We start from the raw sequence: 15,261 nt of genomic DNA on the forward strand, positions 1-15,261 counted from the left end.
AATCGATGTCCCGCTCCGAACGCCTGCTCGACCTGATCCAGATCCTGCGCCGCCACCGGCGGCCGGTGAGCGGCCGCATGCTTGCCGGCGAGATGGGCGTGTCGATCCGCACGCTTTATCGCGACATCGCAACGCTGCAGGGACAGGGTGCGCCGATCGAGGGCGAGGCGGGGCTGGGCTATGTGCTGAAGCCCGGCTTCATGCTGCCGCCGCTGATGTTCACCGACGAGGAGATCGAGGCGATCGTGCTCGGTTCGCGCTGGGTGGCGAAACAGCCGGACAAGCGGCTGGCCGCGGCCGCGACGGATGCGCTATCGAAGATCGCTGCGGTGCTGCCGGACGACCTGCGCGAGGATCTCGATGCCACGACGCTGCTGGTCGGGCCGCATTCTGGAACCGTCGAGGCGATCGACCTCGGCGTGGTGCGGCAGGCGATCCGCAACGAGCGCAAGCTCGGCTTCCTCTACCGCGATGCCGGCGGCGCCACGTCGGAGCGCTTGGTCTGGCCGTTCGCTCTCGGCTTCTTCGACAAGGTGCGGGTGATGGTGGCATGGTGCGAGATGCGCCGGGATTTTCGCCACTTCCGCGCCGATCGCATGTCCCACCTCACCGCCACCGATATCCGCTATCCGCGCCGCCGCCAGGTAATGCTGAAGGAATGGCGGGCGACGCACGACAAGCCGGGCCAGAACGCGGCGTCAGACCCCGCTGGTTGATGCTACTGCCAGAATCTGACAGTGGTGCAGGCTAAACCACCTGCGTTCAAACAAACTTGGAGATCTGACATGGTCACGCCCAATTTCGCCATCCTCTACGTCGACAGCCCGGAACGGAGCGGCGCCTTCTATGCTTCACTGCTTGGACGCGAGCCGGTCGAGACCTCGCCCACATTCGCCATGTTCGTGCTCGACAAGGGCTTCAGGCTCGGGCTCTGGTCGCGCCACACCGTTGAGCCGGCGGCCGCCGCGGCGGGCGGAGGCGGCGAGCTGGTGCTTGCGGTCGAGAACGCGACCGCCGTCGACGCCACCCATTCCGACTGGGCCAAGCGCGGCCTGAAAATCCTCCAGGCCCCGACCGACATGGATTTCGGCCGCACGTTCGTCGCGCTCGACCCCGACAATCACCGCTTGCGCGTCTACTGGCCTTTCGAGGGAGCGCAGGGATGAGTGCCTACTGGGTCGCTGTCGCATCGGCCGGGCATGTCAGGATCGGCCGCCAGGCCGGCTTCATGCAGGTCAATCACGGCAAGGCCTCACCGCTGCGCCGTATCAAGCCGGGCGACGGCATCGTCTATTACTCGCCGAGCACCGTGCTCGGCGAGAAGGACGGGCTGCAGTCCTTTACGGCAACAGGCACGGTGCGCGAAGGCGAGATCTACCAGGGCGAGATGGGCGGCGGCTTCACGCCGGCGCGGCGCGACGTCGATTGGTCAGACGCCAGGGAAGCGCCGATCAAGCCGCTGCTCGACCGCCTTGATTTCACCGCCGGCAAGCCGAATTGGGGCTATCAGCTTCGTTTCGGCCTGTTCGAGATCAGCGAGCACGACTTCCGACTGATCGGCGGGGCGATGGGCGCAAAGCCGGCGGTGTGGGCTATTTGAGCGCCTTGTAGACGGCGATGCCAGCGGCGAGGTCTTCGAGCGCGGCGCCGACCGACTTGAACAGCGTGATCTCGTCGTCGCTTCGCCGGCCCTGTTTCTCGCCGCGCGCCAGCTCATGCAGGTCGGCGACGATCGCTTCCGGTTTCAGCACGCCGGAAGCGAGTGGCTGGACGATGTCGCCGGCCTCCTTGGTGGCGCCGGCGCGGGTGTCGACAAAGACGCGGGCGCGGGAAATCGCCTCATCGTCGCTCTCGCGCATCGCCGGCGTGAAGCCGCCGACCAGGTCGACATGGGTGCCGGGCGTCAAAAGCCCACCCTTGATCAGCGGCGTGGTCGAAATGGTCGCCGAGGCGATGATGTCGGCCTCGCCAAGCTCGGCTTCGAGATCGCCGGCAGCGCTGGCCGGGTGACCTTCGGCACGCAGTGCGCTTGCCACTTTCTCGGCATTGGCCGGCGTGCGGTTCCAGATATGGATGGACTTGATCGGCCGCACCGCCGAATGCGCCTTGGCAAGGAAGGACGACAGCGCGCCGGCACCGATCACCAGCAGCCGCGAAGCGTCCTCGCGGGCAAGATAGGAGGCGGCGAGCGCCGAGGCGCAAGCTGTGCGCCATTGCGTCAGCCGCTGGCCGTCGATCAGCGCCTGCGGCTCTCCGGTCACGCCGTCGAGCAGCAGATAGAGGCCCATCACCGCCGGCTTGCCGATGGCGTTGTTGTCCGGCGAGACGGTGACGATCTTGACGCCGATATGGCCGCCGGCCGAGCTACCCGCGGCGTTGAAGTCCGTCCAGGCCGGCATCAACAGCAGCGTCGACGCGGCGCCGTCCGGCCGTTCGACGGCGTGGTGATGGCGCACCGGCTGCACGGCGCCGTCACGGAAGGCGATGCGCAGCGTCTCGACCAGCCCTGGAAAGGTCAGTGCGCGATCGACCTCGGCGGCCGAGATGGTCAGCATGGCACGCTCCGTAACGGTATGCCGTTCAGTTCGTCGGCAACGCCGGCCCTTTCGGCGCAGCGGGCGCGCGGCTCACTGCCTGGCGCAGGTTCTCGGCCTCCAGGCCGCGCTGGCGCGCGAGCTTGCGATAGCGGCCCTGCTTCACCCAGGTCGCCATGCCGCCGACGATCATGCCGACGGCCAAAGCCAGGAACAGGAAGATGAAGAGCGGCAAATTCAGCGTCAGCGCCGGATTGCCCGGATGGAACGGGTCGAGCGTGAAGGCGACCGGTCCGCGGTTGGCGACGGCAAGCGCGATCAGGATGACGGCCAGCGGCACGAAGACCACGACGAGCACGAAGCGATTGAACATCAGATCTCCATGGAGAGGCGACTTAAAAGCGCGCTGCGATCCTTCAGGTTTGCCCTGTGCGCCTTCAGGTTTTGATACTACGCACGTCTTTGTCCCGAAACCGGGTTCCCACTTTCGCGAGACATGCTTTCAGCGCCGAGAGGTCGTTTCGACCTGCCGCCGCGGCCCCTATTTGCCGCCGTTCAGCCTTTCGCGCAACTCCTTGCCGGTCTTGAAGAACGGCACCCACTTCTCCTCGACCTCGACGGATTCGCCGGTGCGCGGGTTGCGACCGGTGCGGGCAGGACGGTTTTTGACCGAAAAAGCGCCGAAACCGCGCAGCTCGACCCTGTTGCCTTCGGCGAGCGCGTCGGTGATCTCGTCAAAGATCGCGCCGACGATGTTTTCAACGTCGCGCAAAAAGAGATGCGGGTTGCGCGCGGCAATGATCTGCACAAGTTCGGATTTGATCATGAGAACGTTCCCCGTAAACCACTGCGGTCAAATTATCAGGATGATTTTATTGCTTTATTTGGCTCGTCCCAACAATTGTCAAGGGTGCCAGACCGAAACGAGACCGTCAAGGAACAAGCGGTCGGCGCCAAGTTCATGAATGATGTCGCCGCCGGCGTCCGGCAGGCCGAGCGCGCCGGCGACGGCTTTGGTCATGCTCTTCGAAAACAGCAAACCGCGCCGGTCCGTGTCCTTCCACTCGACGACCTTGAGCTTGCTGTCGACGCCCTTGGTCGCCAGCCAGTCGATCGCCTCGGCCTCGCCGCCGACCGCGTCGACCAGGTGGTTGCCGAGCGCCTGGCGCCCGGTGAAGATCGACCCGTCGGCCAGCGCCAGCGCCTGTTCATGGCTCATCTTGCGCCGCTCTGCGACGATGCCGACGAACCAGTCATAGCTGTCGAGGATGAGCTTGCGCACCATGGCGCGCTCGTCGTCATTGGTCGGCTTGAAGGGCGAGGGCGAGGCCTTGAGGGGCGAGGACTTCACCTCTTCCAGCTTGATGCCGAGCTTGTCCATCAGGCTGCTGACGTCGGGATACTGGATCAGCACGCCGATCGAGCCGACGATCGAGGTCTTGCGGGCAACGATATGGTCAGCCGCGCTTGCGATCATGTAACCGGCGGACGCCGCCAGCGTGCCGACCTCGGCCGCCACCGGCTTGTCGCCGGCAAGCTTGCGCACCTCCTCGTAGATCGACTCGCCGCCGACCGTGGTGCCTCCGGGCGAATCGATCGACAGGATGACGCCCTTCACGGTCGGCGATTTGCGGATCGTCTCCAGCCTTTTGATCAGCTCCTCGTCCTCGGTGATGGTGCCCTCGATCTTGACCTTGGCGATGTGATCGACCGCCCGGCCGGTGAAATCGTCATTGTAGACCCATGCCGAAAAGGCGATCAGCGCCGCCGCCAGAACCACAAACGCGGCCACGCGCCAGAAGGTCAGCTTGCGGCGCAAGCGGCGGCGGTCGATCAGGTCGTCGGCTCTCATTGCCATCGTCAGCCTCACAATCGGTGGGGAAAGCACGCTTTTAAAGCAACCACCCGCGCGCGGCTACCGTTTCCTGAAGGCCCCGACCGGTCTCGGCGCAACTTGGCAATCACGACAACCTCACGAAAAATTAACGCAGCCGGCCCCTATCTGCTATGAAAGGCTGGCAGTTCAGCCGAATTCGTCCTAGTCGTGCGGTAGTAGCCGTCACATTTTTGCAGTTTTCCTCCGCTTGTGCTTGCTTGCGGGGACCGGCATACCACCTATAGGCGGTGTTTGGCGGGGCAAGGGCTCATTAGAAAACAGTCATGTTGGCGCGATCTGACGAAACGAGCGATGCCGAAACGGTGTCGGCTGCCGCTGGCGAAAGCGGCACGCGCGGTGACGCGTTCGACCGCGCGCAGCGGCATTCGCGCCGCGTGCGGGTGCTGAAATTCGCCGTGCCGCTGCTGGCGGCGGCAATCGCGATCGCCTTTCCGGTCTATTCCTATCTCGCCGCGCCGGTGTCGATCTCGGTGCAGGCCGACGGCACCGCCTTTTCGAACGGCAAGCTGGTGATGGCCAATCCCAAGCTCAACGGCTTCACCAAGCAGAAACTGCCTTATTCGCTGACGGCGACCAGGGCGACGCAGGATGTCGGCAAGCAGGGCATCATCGACCTCGAAGGCATCAACGCCAAACTGCCGGTCGCCAGCGACAATGTGGTGTCGGTCAACGCCGCGCACGGCATCTACGACCGCGACGCCAACACGATGGACCTCACAAGCGATGTCCTGGTGACGACGAGCGACGGCATGCAGGCCAAGTTCAAATCGGTCTTCCTAGACATGGGCAAAGGCTCTATGAAGACGGACAATCCGGTCGATGTCAGCCGCAACGGGTCGCGTATCACCGCCGATTCGATGTCGGTGGAAGAGAACGGCAAGGTGGTGGTCTTCGAGAACCGGGTGCGCGTCGACATCGATGCGGCAAGTCTGAAGGCGGCAGAGGCAAAGAGCGGAGAGCAGAATGCGTCGCAGTAGTTCGGCACGGCTTGCAGCGGCGGCCTCTCTCTTCATGCTGGCGGCGCCCGCGCTTGCCCAGACCGGCGGCACCAGCCAGATGTCCGGCCTGAAACTGTCGGGCGACCAGCCGATCCAGATCGAAAGCGACAAGCTCGAGGTCCGTCAGGCCGACAGCGCGGCGATCTTCAGCGGCAACGTCACCGTCAATCAGGGGCCGACGCTGCTCAAGGCCGGCAAGATGACGGTCTACTACGTCAAGGATGCCAACGCCCCCAAGGGTGCGGCTGCCGGCGCCTCGGCGATGACAGGTGCAGCCAACATTGACCACCTGGTGGTCGAGAACAAGGTCTACATCAAATCGAACGACCAGATCGCCACCGGCGACAAGGGCACGTTCGACATGAAGACCCAGGTGCTTGTCCTTTCCGGCAGCGAAGTGGTGCTCTCGCAGGGCGACAATGTGCTCAAGGGCTGCAAGCTCACTGTGCAAATGAAAAGCGGTCTTGCCAATGTCGACGGTTGCGGCACCGGCGGCCGAGTCATCATGTCGATCACGCCGCAGAAGCAGGGCGCGCAGCAGCAGCAGGGAGCGCAGCAGCAGTAATGGCTGGCGTATCGTCGCTGCTGGCCCGCCTTCCAGGGCGGGCGGCCGCAAAACCGGCTGCCCCGGCAACGGTCAGTGTCGACAAGGCGAAGTTCAAGGGCACCCTGATCGCCAAGGGCCTGACCAAGAGCTACAAGGGCCGCAAGGTCGTCAGCGGGGTGACGCTCGGCGTGCGCGCCGGCGAGGCCGTCGGGCTGCTCGGCCCCAACGGCGCCGGCAAGACCACCTGTTTCTACATGGTCACCGGTCTCGTGCCGGTGGACGAAGGCACGATCGAGATCGACGGCTTCGACGTCACCTCGATGCCGATGTACCGCCGCGCCCGTCTCGGCATCGGCTATCTGCCGCAGGAGGCCTCGATCTTTCGCGGGCTTAACGTCGAGCAGAACATCCGCGCCGTTCTGGAGGTGGTGGAAAAGAGCCGCAAGGAGCGCGAGCGCACGCTCGACGAGCTGCTCGAGGAATTCCACATCAGCCATCTTCGCAAGGCGCCGTCGATGTCGCTGTCGGGCGGTGAAAGACGCCGTCTCGAGATCGCGCGGGCGCTGGCGACGCGGCCGGCCTACATGCTGCTCGACGAGCCCTTCGCCGGCATCGATCCGATCGCGGTCGCCGACATCCAGCAGCTTGTTCGGCATCTGACCGCGCGCGGCATCGGCGTGCTGATCACCGACCACAATGTGCGCGAGACGCTCGGCCTGATAGACCGCGCCTATATCATCCATGCCGGCCAGGTGCTGACGCATGGCCGGGCCGACGAGATCGTCGCCAACGCCGATGTGCGGCGGCTCTATCTCGGCGAGGGTTTTACCCTCTAACGGTGGAAAGCCGGCTTTCCGCCGATATTTCGCGCCGTTTCGCCGGTTTTATCGGCAATCCGTCCTCGGATAACGCTCCGGTAAGCCGTCGCTGCTAGCGTTTGGCTTGACAAGCAAAAGGCGGGCCAGTTTCTATGCCCGACCGAAAAACCATTTTTCGATGCGTAGACGAGGCGTTTGAATCCCACCATGGCGCTGGCAGCCAAACTGCAGCTCAGACAGTCCCAGTCGCTGGTGATGACGCCCCAGCTGATGCAGTCGATCCGGCTGCTGCAGCTCACCCATGTCGAGCTTGAGCGCTTCATCGACGAGGAGATCGAGCGCAACCCGCTGCTGGAGCGGGCGGAGCCGCAGGACGATGCAAGCGGCGACCAGCCGCAGAAGAGCGAGGCCGCGCCGGAACCGGCCAGCGGGGATGACTGGTTCGAGGCCGAGACGGAATGGAGCGCCGAGGCGATCTCGGACAAGCTCGACTCTTCGCTGGAGAATCTTTTCCCCGACGATCCCGGAACGAGCGAGAGGCTGGGACCGGATCTTACTGCGCAATGGAAGTCGGCGTCCGGGAGCAGCGCCGGCGGCGCGCCGTCGGAGGGCTTCGATGTCGGGGAGATGGCCGCGACCGTCGTGACGCTGCGCGAGCATGTCGGCGAGCAGATCGCGCTTGCTTTCCCTGCTCCTGCTGAACGCCTGATCGCCGGCGAGCTTGCCGACAGCCTCGACGAGGCGGGCTATCTGCGTGCCGACCTGGAAGAAATCGCCGCGCGGCTGGGCGCGGACGACGGAGCGGTGGCGCGCGTTCTCAGCGTCTGCCAGACCTTCGAGCCGGCCGGCCTGTTTGCCCGCGATCTCGCCGAATGCCTGTCGCTGCAGCTTGCCGTCCGCGACCGGCTCGATCCGGCGATGAAGGCCCTGCTCGCCAATCTCGAACTTCTGGCGCGGCGGGATTTCCATGCGCTGAAACGCATCTGCGGCGTCGACGAGGAGGATCTTCTCGACATGCTGGCCGAGATCCGGGCGCTCGATCCGCGGCCCGGCACTGCGTTTTCGGGCGGCGCCAGCGACGCGATCGTCGCCGATGTCGAGGTGCGGGCGGCGGCCGACGGCAGCTGGGCGGTGGAGCTCAACGCCGACACGCTGCCGCGCGTTCTGGTCGACAATGTCTATTTTGCCCGCGTCTCATGCCATGCCAGGGACCAGGCGGAAAAGGAGTTTCTCGCCGAGTGCCTGCAGAATGCCAACTGGCTGACGCGCAGCCTCGACCAGCGGGCGAAGACGATCCTGAAGGTGGCCTCGGAAATCGTGCGCCAGCAGGATGCGTTCCTCGTCCATGGCGTGCGGCATCTCAAACCACTCAACCTGCGCACGGTGGCCGACGCGATCGGGATGCATGAATCGACGGTCAGCCGCGTCACCGCCAACAAATACATGCTGACGCCGCGTGGCGTCTTCGAGTTGCGCTATTTCTTCACCGCTTCGATCGCCTCGGCGGAAGGCGGCGAAGCCCATTCCTCCGAAGCCGTGCGCGACCGCATCAAGCAGCTGATCGACGAGGAGAAACCCGCCGACGTGCTTTCCGACGACGCCATCGTCGATATGCTGCGGCAAAGCGGCGTCGACATCGCGCGCCGCACCGTCGCCAAGTACCGCGAAGGCATGAACATCCCTTCATCGGTGCAGCGCCGCCGCGAAAAGCGGGCATTGGCCAACGCCGGACGCTGAGGGCGGTTGACAATCAGCCGGCCTGGCCTGGTCGATGCGGACTCCGGGGAACCGCGGATTCCCACAGTTTTCGTGCTTCATTGACAAGCCGCAATGAAGTGTCTAGAAGCCCGCCCGCATGAGCCGGGCCGCGATGCCCGCTCGCGAATGGGTCCGTCAAAGCGAAGGCCTCGGACGGCCAAGAAGGCGACTTGTGATCAACCGCAAAGTTCGGGTCTAAAATCGGCGCGCGTGCCGCCGCAAAGCTTGTGCGCGCGCACCACGGGTATAAACTCGGGACAGTTTGAAGCCTGAGCAAGGAAGGTCAGTTTTCAGATGAATCTGCGCATTTCGGGAAAACACATGGACATCGGCGATGCGTTCCGTACGCGCATCAACGATCGTGTCAACGAAGCGATCGAAAAGTATTTCGATCGGGGTTTTTCAGGACATGTCACGGTCATCAAGGCGGGGTCGCGCTTCTCGGCCGATTGCATGATCCGGCTCGATTCCGGCGCCTCGCTGCAGGCGACCGGCGACGCCCAGGACCCCACGCTTGCCTTCGAGGCGGCCGCCGATCGCCTCGAAACGCGGCTCAGGCGCTACAAGCGCCGGCTGAAGTCGCGCAATGTCGGCAACGGCAATGGCGAGGAGCCGACCGACATCGCCTATACGGTGATGGCGCCGCTCGCCGACGATGAAGAAGACATTCCGGAGGACTTCGCTCCGGTCATCGTCGCCGAATCGACCATGACGCTCCGCACCATGTCGGTGGCATCTGCCGTCATCGAGCTCGATACCAAGGACAGCCCGGTTTTCGTCTTCCGCAACGCCGGAAACGACCATCTCAACATCGTCTACCGCCGGCCGGATGGGAACATCGGCTGGATCGATCCGTCGACTACCAAAGTCGCGCAGGGATAAGAAGCCGGCCGCGCGAGGGGGACGACCGGCGCGGGCAGGCGAGCAAGGGATTTTTCAAGCATGGATCTTAGCGATCTTATCAGCGTTCCGGCTATCATGCCGGCGTTGAAGGCGAATTCCAAAAAGCAGCTTCTGCAATTGCTGTCGGAGAGGGCCGCGGCGATTTCGGGGATTCCGGAGCGGGAAGTGTTCGACACCATCCTGCAGCGCGAGCGTCTGGGCTCGACCGGCGTCGGCAACGGCATCGCCATTCCGCACGGCAAGCTCGCGGGGGTCAAGCGGATCGCGGGCGTCTTCGCCCGGCTGGAGACGCCGGTGGATTTCGAGGCGCTCGACGACCAGCCGGTCGACCTGGTGTTCCTGCTGCTTGCGCCCGAAGGCGCCGGCGCCGACCATCTCAAGGCGCTGTCGCGCATCGCGCGCGTGCTGCGCGACGCCGATACGGTGGCCAAGATCAGGGGAACGCGCGACGCCGTGGCCATCCACGCGTTGTTGTCGGACACGCAGGCTTCGCACGCGGCTTGAATTTTCGGGGGTAAAACCTTCAAAGGGCCGCCGCGAGCGGCCCTTTCCGTTTCAAACGCAACCACACGCCGCCTGGGACGGCGGGAATCGATCCTTAGAGCAATTCCAGGAAAAGTGTGTAACGGTTTTCCGTCCGGCATTGATACTTAGGGCGGTTCGGCGATTCTATGAATCGCTGAAACGCTCTAGTGGATCGCGACCGTGGTTAGATCGTTCTCCAGCGCACCCGCCAGCGCCCGGTCGCGGGCATCGGAAAGCAGGATCGGCTGGCCGTTGGCGGCAAACAGCGCCCACAGTTCCAGGCCGGGCGCGATTTCGGTGAGGCCGGGGAAGCGGCCGCGCAGATCGTCGCTCGATACTTTCCTCAGGTAAGCGACCGAACCTTCGCCCAAATGGGCGAGTTCGCCGCTGGTCATGGTCAGGGTTTCGTCAGTTCTGGGCATTTTCAAGCCTCCTTGGCGCGAGGACGCCACTTCCGGCCGTCCCGCATTAGAGCCATCGGCAAAGATCAGTCTTTCACCGATATGTTTATTTTCCGTACTAGGCGCTCGGCTTCCGGCCGATCGAGATCGATCGACAAAAGGCCGTTCTTCAGGTCCGCGCCGATCACCCGCATGCCGTCGGCCAGCACGAAGCAGCGCTGGAACTGGCGCGCGGCGATGCCGCGGTGGAGGAATTCGCGCTCGGTGTCGTCGGTTTGACGGCCGCGCACGATCAGCTGGTTTTCCTCCGTGGTGACATCGAGGTCGTTCTCGGCGAAACCCGCCACGGCAAGCGTGATGCGCAGCCTCTCGGCCTTGCCGTCCGAGGCGCCCAGGCGCTCGATGTTATAGGGAGGATAGCTGTCGCCCGACTTCGCCAGACGTTCGAGCGTCTTTTCCATGGCGTCGAAACCCAAGAGAAGCGGGCTGGAGAAGGGCGTCATTCGACTCATTGTTACATTGTCCTCTCAAGAGCGACACAAACCGGAAAAACCCAGATGGCATTTTTCCCGATGGTCTTGATATGGTCCGCCGCGCAACCAAGTTCAAGCCATCAAAACCCCGCCCAAAAAGACTCCCCAAAAAGGAATTGAAATGCCCCAGTCACGAAAGATCATCATCGACACCGACCCCGGCCAGGACGATGCCGTCGCCATATTGCTGGCGCTCGGCAGCCCCGAGCTGGAGATCGTCGGCATCACCGCCGTCGCCGGCAACGTGCCGCTGAAGCTCACCGAGAAGAATGCCCGCAAGATCTGCGAGCTCGCCGGCCGCCCCGACGTCAAGGTCTATGCCGGCGCCGTCCGCCCGCTGGCGCGCGAGCTCGTCACCGCCGAGGAAGTGCACGGCAAGACCGGCCTCAACGGGCCGCAGCTGCCCGAACCGACCATGCCGCTGCAGGCAGAGTATGCGGTCGATTTCATCGTCGAGACGCTGATGCGCGAGGAGAGCGGCACGATCACGCTCTGCCCGCTGGGGCCGCTCACCAACATCGCGCTGGCGCTGATCCGCGAGCCGCGGATCGCGCCGCGCATCAAGGAGATCGTGCTGATGGGCGGCGGCTTCTTCGAGGGCGGCAACGTCACGCCCGCCGCCGAGTTCAACATCTATGTCGACCCGCAGGCCGCCGATGTGGTGCTCAAGTCCGGCATTCCGATCGTGATGATGCCGCTCGACGTCACCCACAAGGCGCTGACCACGGCCAAGCGCACTCAGGCCTTCCGGCAGCTGGGCACCAGGGTCGGCACCGCGACCGCCGAGATGCTGGAATTCTTCGAACGCTTCGACGAGGAGAAATACGGCACCGACGGCGGGCCGCTGCACGATCCGTGCGTGATCGCCTATCTGATCAAGCCGGAACTGTTCAAGGGCCGCCGCTGCAACGTCAGCGTCGAGACGACCTCCGAGCTCACCATGGGCATGACGGTGATCGACTGGTGGGGCGTCACCAAGCGCGACAAGAACGCCATGGTGATGCGCGACATCGACCATGATGCCTTCTTCGCGTTGCTGATCGAGAGGCTGGGGCGGCTGTAGGGCCTCTTCCTTCCCCCCTTGTGGGGGAAGGTGGATCGGCGCGAAGCGCCGAGACGGATGAGGGGTGTTGGAAGAAACTCAACGCCTCACTCCGTCCAACAGCCCTCATCCGACCGAGCTTCGCTCGGCCACCTTCTCCCACAAGGGGGGAAGGTGGGAGAGGCGCTTACTTCGCCTTCGAGAACGCCAGCCACAGCCCGCCGCCGACCAGGAAGCTGCCGCTGACCCTGGACATGAGCTTCACGCGGCTCGCCGACAGAATGCGGCCGGCGCGGCCGGCGGCAAGCGCGTAGGTCGAATCCGACATGGCGGCGAAGACCATCGCGGTCAGGCCCATGACCACGATCTGCAGCGTGTAATTGCCCTGCGGCGCGATGAACTGCGGGAGGAAGGCGCCGAAGAAAACAAGCGTCTTCGGATTGGAGATCGCCACGAGGAAACCTTGCAGGAAGAAGCCGCCGCGCGGCTTCCTGGCCGATCCATCGGGGTTCAGCGTGCCCTTCGAACGAAACATCTGCACGCCCATCCAGATCAGGTAGGCGGCGCCGATCAGCCGCACCCATTCGAACCAGTGGCCCATGCCGGCGATCAGCGTGTTGAGGCCGATGCCGACGATGGCGATCATGATGGCGAGGCCGGCCTGGGTGCCGGCGACATTGGCAAGCCCGGCGCGCGAGCCGTGGCGCATGCTGTTGGCGATGATCAGCGTGACCGTCGGGCCCGGCACCAGGATGATGACGACGCAGGCAACGACATAGGTGGCGTAAAGTTCCAGCGACATGGTTTCCCTCGAACAGGATGGCACCGACTTGGGCGAAGCGCGATCAATGCACGGAGTTGGCGCCGGTGCAAGCTGGCCGAGCCGCGCGGTCTGTCAGCCGGCCCCCGCCGGCCATGGCAGCGTCGCCTCATAGGCGGCGCCGGCCTTGAGCACGGCGAGATCGCCTCGCGGACGGCCGATCAGCTGCATGCCCATCGGCCGGCTCTTGTCGTCGAAGCCGACCGGGACGTTGAGCGCCGGGCAGCCGCCCAGCGTGGCAAAGGCGGAGACCTGCATCCAGCGGTGATAGCTGTCCATGGCCCGCCCCGCGACCTCGCGCGGCCAGTGGGTGGCGACCTCGAAAGCGAAGACCTGCGCGGTCGGCAGGACGATGAGGTCGAAGCGCTCGAACAGCGACAGCAGCGTCCTGTGCCATGAGGAGCGCCGGACTGTGGCGGCGTGGACCTGAGGCGCGCTGAGGCGCATCGCCTGCTCGACTTCCCAAACCGCTTCCGGCTTCAGCAGCCTGCGTTTTTCCGGATCGTCATAATGCGCCTTCAGTCCGCAGCCGCTGCTTGCCTGGCGCAGCGTCACGAAAGCCTGCCACAACGCCTCGAAGTCGAAATCCGGCACCAGCGCCTCGGCATGGAAGGATGCCTCGGCGAAGCGGGCAAGGGCGGCTTCGCAGAGATCGAGGATGCCTTGCTCCATCGGCAGGTGGCCGCCGAGATCGCCGAGCCAGGCGATGCGGCCGCCGGCGGCTTTTGTGCCCAAACCTTCGAGGAAGGAACCCTGCTTGTGATGCGACAGCGGCGCGCGCGGATGATAGCCGGCCTGCTCGTCGAGCAGCAGCGCGATGTCGGCGATGTTCCGGCCCATCGGCCCTTCGACGCCCATCTGGGCGTGGAAGACGTCGATGTCGGGGCCGGCGGGCACCAGCCCCTGAGACGGGCGGAAGCCATAGACGTTGTTGTAGGCGGCCGGATTGCGCAGCGAACCGCCGAAGTCGCTGCCGTCGGCGACGGGCAGCATGTCGAGCGCCAGCGCCACCGCCGCGCCGCCGCTCGAGCCGCCGGCGGTGAGCGCCGGATCGAAGGCGTTGAGCGTCGGGCCGAAGACCGGATTGTAGGTGTTGGAGCCCAGGCCGAACTCCGGGACATTGGTTTTGCCGATGATGATGGCGCCGGCCTTGCGCAGGCGCTCGACGAAGAAATCGTCCTCCTGCGGGACAAAATCGGCGAAGATCGGCGAGCCGAAACTGGTCCTCAGGCCCTTGGTCAGGGCCAGGTCCTTGATGGCGATGGGCAGCCCGAACAGCGATCCGGTCGCGCCGCCCTCAGCCAGATGGGCATCGGCCCTTTCGGCTTCCGCCAGGATGCCGGCGCGCTCGCGCAGCGACACGATGGCGTTGACCAGCGGGTTCACGGCCTCGATGCGGTCGAGAAAGGCATTGACGACTTCGCGCACCGACAGGCGCCGCTGCCGGATGGCCTGGGCAAGATCGATCGCGGACAGGCGGCAGATGTCGCCGGCAGGCGGCACGGCATGTTTCGTCGACGGACGCATCGCCGTCACCGCGCGGCCAGGGCGGCGTCGACGTCCTTTGCCAACGGGATCGCCGGCTGCGCGCCAGGCTTCAGGCAGGCGAGCGAGCCGGCGGCCGCGGCGCGCATGAGCGCCTCTTCGAGCGCAAGGCCGGACGCCAGGCCGGCGCCGAAATAGCCGCAAAAAGTGTCGCCGGCGCCGACCGTGTCGACCGGGGTGATCTTGAGCGCCGGGACGGTGAGGAAATGGTCGGGCGTGGCGGCCAGCACGCCGTCGCCGCCGAGCGTGACGACGATCACGCGGCCGGTCTTCTGGGCATAGTCGCGCATCCGGGCCTGCCGGTCGCGCCCGGAGAGCGCCAGCGCCTCGCCATAGAGGTCGAACTCGGTCTCGTTGGCGACGGCGTAGTCGGCCCTGCCGAGGAAACCGGAGGCCTCGGCGCGGAAAGGCGCGGTGTTGAGCACGCTGACGGCGCCTGCCGCGCGCCCGGCGTCGAGCGCCGCTTCCACAGTCTGCAGCGGGATCTCATGCTGCAAGAGCACGACATCGCCTTTCTTCAGATAGGCCTTGGCAATGTCGCCGGGCAGAACCGAATCGTTGGCGCCCGGCACGACGGCGATGACGTTCTCGCCGTCGGCGCCGACCAGGATCAGCGCCGTGCCGGTCGAGGCGAAGCTCTCGCCGACGCCGGAGAGATCGACATTGCCGGCTTTCAGCAACGCCAGCGCCTCTGCGGCGAAGCTGTCCTTGCCGACGGCGCCCACCATGCGCACCTTGGCGCCGGCGCGGGCGGCGGCCAGAGCCTGATTGGCGCCCTTGCCGCCTGGCGCGGTGGCGAAACCGGAGCCGCGGACCGTCTCGCCGGGCTCCGGCAAGCGGTCGACATTGGCGATGAGATCGAGGTTGATCGAGCCGACAACGATAATCAAGAAGTGCCTCCTGCTGACTGCGCGGGAAGCTAGCCCGTAAGAGTGCCGGT

The 15,261-nt window shown here is 65.1% G+C and carries 19 protein-coding genes; 10 read left to right on the plus strand and 9 right to left on the minus strand.

The window, feature by feature from the left end; translation table 11 throughout:
- The first annotated feature begins 5 nt into the window (after nucleotides 1-5).
- The 3 genes from EN874_RS13615 to EN874_RS13625 all read left to right on the plus strand — a co-directional run bounded on the left by EN874_RS13615 (nucleotide 6) and on the right by EN874_RS13625 (nucleotide 1,600).
- Entirely contained in the window at nucleotides 6-716 is a 711-nt protein-coding gene (locus tag EN874_RS13615) for a YafY family protein (protein ID WP_127425196.1), read from the plus strand.
- Nucleotides 717-785: 69 nt separating this feature from the next.
- Nucleotides 786-1,166: a VOC family protein gene (locus EN874_RS13620; protein ID WP_127425197.1), complete on the plus strand. Its 381-nt coding sequence runs from the start codon at nucleotides 786-788 to the stop codon at nucleotides 1,164-1,166.
- A complete protein-coding gene (locus tag EN874_RS13625; RefSeq protein ID WP_127425198.1) occupies nucleotides 1,163-1,600 on the plus strand; it encodes an EVE domain-containing protein in 438 nt (145 codons plus the stop codon). The genes EN874_RS13620 and EN874_RS13625 overlap by 4 nt, the downstream gene beginning before the upstream one ends.
- On the opposite strand, the gene EN874_RS13630 is transcribed toward EN874_RS13625, so the two are convergent.
- From EN874_RS13630 to sppA, 4 genes are all read right to left on the minus strand, one after another.
- Nucleotides 1,593-2,555: an ornithine cyclodeaminase family protein gene (locus tag EN874_RS13630; protein ID WP_127425199.1), complete on the minus strand. Its 963-nt coding sequence runs from the start codon at nucleotides 2,553-2,555 to the stop codon at nucleotides 1,593-1,595. The two genes, EN874_RS13625 and EN874_RS13630, sit on opposite strands and share 8 nt — an antisense overlap.
- Nucleotides 2,556-2,580: 25 nt before the next feature.
- On the minus strand, nucleotides 2,581-2,907 hold the full coding sequence (locus tag EN874_RS13635; RefSeq protein WP_127425200.1) for a LapA family protein: 327 nt from the start codon (nucleotides 2,905-2,907) through the stop codon (nucleotides 2,581-2,583).
- A 168-nt stretch (nucleotides 2,908-3,075) separates the two neighbouring features.
- Nucleotides 3,076-3,360: an integration host factor subunit beta gene (locus tag EN874_RS13640; RefSeq protein ID WP_027165368.1), complete on the minus strand. Its 285-nt coding sequence runs from the start codon at nucleotides 3,358-3,360 to the stop codon at nucleotides 3,076-3,078.
- A 78-nt stretch (nucleotides 3,361-3,438) separates the two neighbouring features.
- Complete coding sequence (gene sppA, locus EN874_RS13645) at nucleotides 3,439-4,392, minus strand: signal peptide peptidase SppA (protein WP_127425201.1); 954 nt, start codon at nucleotides 4,390-4,392, stop codon at nucleotides 3,439-3,441.
- 302 nt (nucleotides 4,393-4,694) lie between these two features.
- On the opposite strand from sppA, the gene lptC reads away from it, so the two are divergent.
- The 6 genes from lptC to ptsN all read left to right on the plus strand — a co-directional run bounded on the left by lptC (nucleotide 4,695) and on the right by ptsN (nucleotide 9,959).
- Nucleotides 4,695-5,408: an LPS export ABC transporter periplasmic protein LptC gene (lptC, locus tag EN874_RS13650; RefSeq protein WP_127425202.1), complete on the plus strand. Its 714-nt coding sequence runs from the start codon at nucleotides 4,695-4,697 to the stop codon at nucleotides 5,406-5,408.
- A complete protein-coding gene (locus EN874_RS13655) occupies nucleotides 5,395-5,994 on the plus strand; it encodes an LptA/OstA family protein (protein WP_127425203.1) in 600 nt (199 codons plus the stop codon). The genes lptC and EN874_RS13655 overlap by 14 nt, the downstream gene beginning before the upstream one ends.
- Nucleotides 5,994-6,812, plus strand: coding sequence for an LPS export ABC transporter ATP-binding protein (lptB, locus tag EN874_RS13660; RefSeq protein ID WP_126087619.1), 819 nt, complete (start codon nucleotides 5,994-5,996; stop codon nucleotides 6,810-6,812). The genes EN874_RS13655 and lptB overlap by 1 nt, the downstream gene beginning before the upstream one ends.
- Nucleotides 6,813-7,001: 189 nt before the next feature.
- The gene (gene rpoN, locus EN874_RS13665) at nucleotides 7,002-8,531 is read left to right on the plus strand and encodes an RNA polymerase factor sigma-54 (RefSeq protein WP_127425204.1); all 1,530 of its coding nucleotides are present in this window, start codon (nucleotides 7,002-7,004) and stop codon (nucleotides 8,529-8,531) included.
- A 315-nt stretch (nucleotides 8,532-8,846) separates the two neighbouring features.
- Entirely contained in the window at nucleotides 8,847-9,434 is a 588-nt protein-coding gene (gene raiA, locus EN874_RS13670; protein WP_126087621.1) for a ribosome-associated translation inhibitor RaiA, read from the plus strand.
- Nucleotides 9,435-9,494: 60 nt separating this feature from the next.
- Nucleotides 9,495-9,959 (plus strand): PTS IIA-like nitrogen regulatory protein PtsN, encoded by a 465-nt coding sequence (gene ptsN, locus EN874_RS13675; RefSeq protein ID WP_042641064.1) that lies wholly within the window; start codon nucleotides 9,495-9,497, stop codon nucleotides 9,957-9,959.
- A gap of 185 nt (nucleotides 9,960-10,144) precedes the next feature.
- Here ptsN and EN874_RS13680 read toward each other — a convergent pair whose 3' ends face one another.
- Together EN874_RS13680 and EN874_RS13685 are read right to left on the minus strand one after the other, a co-directional pair.
- Entirely contained in the window at nucleotides 10,145-10,402 is a 258-nt protein-coding gene (locus EN874_RS13680; protein ID WP_126087622.1) for a DUF1150 family protein, read from the minus strand.
- A gap of 65 nt (nucleotides 10,403-10,467) precedes the next feature.
- Nucleotides 10,468-10,893 carry an Hsp20 family protein gene (locus EN874_RS13685; protein ID WP_126087623.1) on the minus strand — a complete coding sequence of 142 codons (426 nt, stop codon included), beginning with the start codon at nucleotides 10,891-10,893 and terminating at the stop codon, nucleotides 10,468-10,470.
- Between the two features lie 142 nt (nucleotides 10,894-11,035).
- Here EN874_RS13685 and EN874_RS13690 point away from each other — a divergent pair, with 142 nt between their 5' ends.
- Complete coding sequence (locus EN874_RS13690; RefSeq protein ID WP_127425205.1) at nucleotides 11,036-11,977, plus strand: nucleoside hydrolase; 942 nt, start codon at nucleotides 11,036-11,038, stop codon at nucleotides 11,975-11,977.
- 166 nt (nucleotides 11,978-12,143) lie between these two features.
- On the opposite strand, the gene EN874_RS13700 is transcribed toward EN874_RS13690, so the two are convergent.
- The 3 genes from EN874_RS13700 to EN874_RS13710 form a co-directional block, all read right to left on the minus strand.
- Complete coding sequence (locus EN874_RS13700; protein ID WP_127425207.1) at nucleotides 12,144-12,758, minus strand: LysE family translocator; 615 nt, start codon at nucleotides 12,756-12,758, stop codon at nucleotides 12,144-12,146.
- 93 nt (nucleotides 12,759-12,851) lie between these two features.
- A complete protein-coding gene (locus EN874_RS13705; RefSeq protein WP_127425208.1) occupies nucleotides 12,852-14,303 on the minus strand; it encodes an amidase in 1,452 nt (483 codons plus the stop codon).
- A 5-nt stretch (nucleotides 14,304-14,308) separates the two neighbouring features.
- Nucleotides 14,309-15,211 carry a ribokinase gene (locus EN874_RS13710; RefSeq protein ID WP_127425209.1) on the minus strand — a complete coding sequence of 301 codons (903 nt, stop codon included), beginning with the start codon at nucleotides 15,209-15,211 and terminating at the stop codon, nucleotides 14,309-14,311.
- Nucleotides 15,212-15,261 lie beyond the last annotated feature (50 nt).

Source organism: Mesorhizobium sp. M1D.F.Ca.ET.231.01.1.1, assembly GCF_003999155.2.
Taxonomy (GTDB): Bacteria; Pseudomonadota; Alphaproteobacteria; order Rhizobiales; family Rhizobiaceae; genus Mesorhizobium.

What these genes read in the sequence shown, in the direction of transcription:
- sppA (WP_127425201.1), bottom strand. Translation starts at nt 4,392, where the DNA reads ATGGCAATGAGAGCCGACGACCTGATCGACCGCCGCCGCTTGCGCCGC.
- EN874_RS13685 (WP_126087623.1), bottom strand. Translation starts at nt 10,893, where the DNA reads ATGAGTCGAATGACGCCCTTCTCCAGCCCGCTTCTCTTGGGTTTCGAC.
- rpoN (WP_127425204.1), top strand. Translation starts at nt 7,002, where the DNA reads ATGGCGCTGGCAGCCAAACTGCAGCTCAGACAGTCCCAGTCGCTGGTG.
- EN874_RS13615 (WP_127425196.1), top strand. Translation starts at nt 6, where the DNA reads ATGTCCCGCTCCGAACGCCTGCTCGACCTGATCCAGATCCTGCGCCGC.
- EN874_RS13690 (WP_127425205.1), top strand. Translation starts at nt 11,036, where the DNA reads ATGCCCCAGTCACGAAAGATCATCATCGACACCGACCCCGGCCAGGAC.
- EN874_RS13705 (WP_127425208.1), bottom strand. Translation starts at nt 14,303, where the DNA reads ATGCGTCCGTCGACGAAACATGCCGTGCCGCCTGCCGGCGACATCTGC.
- EN874_RS13700 (WP_127425207.1), bottom strand. Translation starts at nt 12,758, where the DNA reads ATGTCGCTGGAACTTTACGCCACCTATGTCGTTGCCTGCGTCGTCATC.
- EN874_RS13655 (WP_127425203.1), top strand. Translation starts at nt 5,395, where the DNA reads ATGCGTCGCAGTAGTTCGGCACGGCTTGCAGCGGCGGCCTCTCTCTTC.
- EN874_RS13635 (WP_127425200.1), bottom strand. Translation starts at nt 2,907, where the DNA reads ATGTTCAATCGCTTCGTGCTCGTCGTGGTCTTCGTGCCGCTGGCCGTC.
- EN874_RS13680 (WP_126087622.1), bottom strand. Translation starts at nt 10,402, where the DNA reads ATGCCCAGAACTGACGAAACCCTGACCATGACCAGCGGCGAACTCGCC.
- ptsN (WP_042641064.1), top strand. Translation starts at nt 9,495, where the DNA reads ATGGATCTTAGCGATCTTATCAGCGTTCCGGCTATCATGCCGGCGTTG.
- lptC (WP_127425202.1), top strand. Translation starts at nt 4,695, where the DNA reads ATGTTGGCGCGATCTGACGAAACGAGCGATGCCGAAACGGTGTCGGCT.
- EN874_RS13620 (WP_127425197.1), top strand. Translation starts at nt 786, where the DNA reads ATGGTCACGCCCAATTTCGCCATCCTCTACGTCGACAGCCCGGAACGG.
- raiA (WP_126087621.1), top strand. Translation starts at nt 8,847, where the DNA reads ATGAATCTGCGCATTTCGGGAAAACACATGGACATCGGCGATGCGTTC.
- EN874_RS13640 (WP_027165368.1), bottom strand. Translation starts at nt 3,360, where the DNA reads ATGATCAAATCCGAACTTGTGCAGATCATTGCCGCGCGCAACCCGCAT.
- EN874_RS13625 (WP_127425198.1), top strand. Translation starts at nt 1,163, where the DNA reads ATGAGTGCCTACTGGGTCGCTGTCGCATCGGCCGGGCATGTCAGGATC.
- EN874_RS13630 (WP_127425199.1), bottom strand. Translation starts at nt 2,555, where the DNA reads ATGCTGACCATCTCGGCCGCCGAGGTCGATCGCGCACTGACCTTTCCA.
- lptB (WP_126087619.1), top strand. Translation starts at nt 5,994, where the DNA reads ATGGCTGGCGTATCGTCGCTGCTGGCCCGCCTTCCAGGGCGGGCGGCC.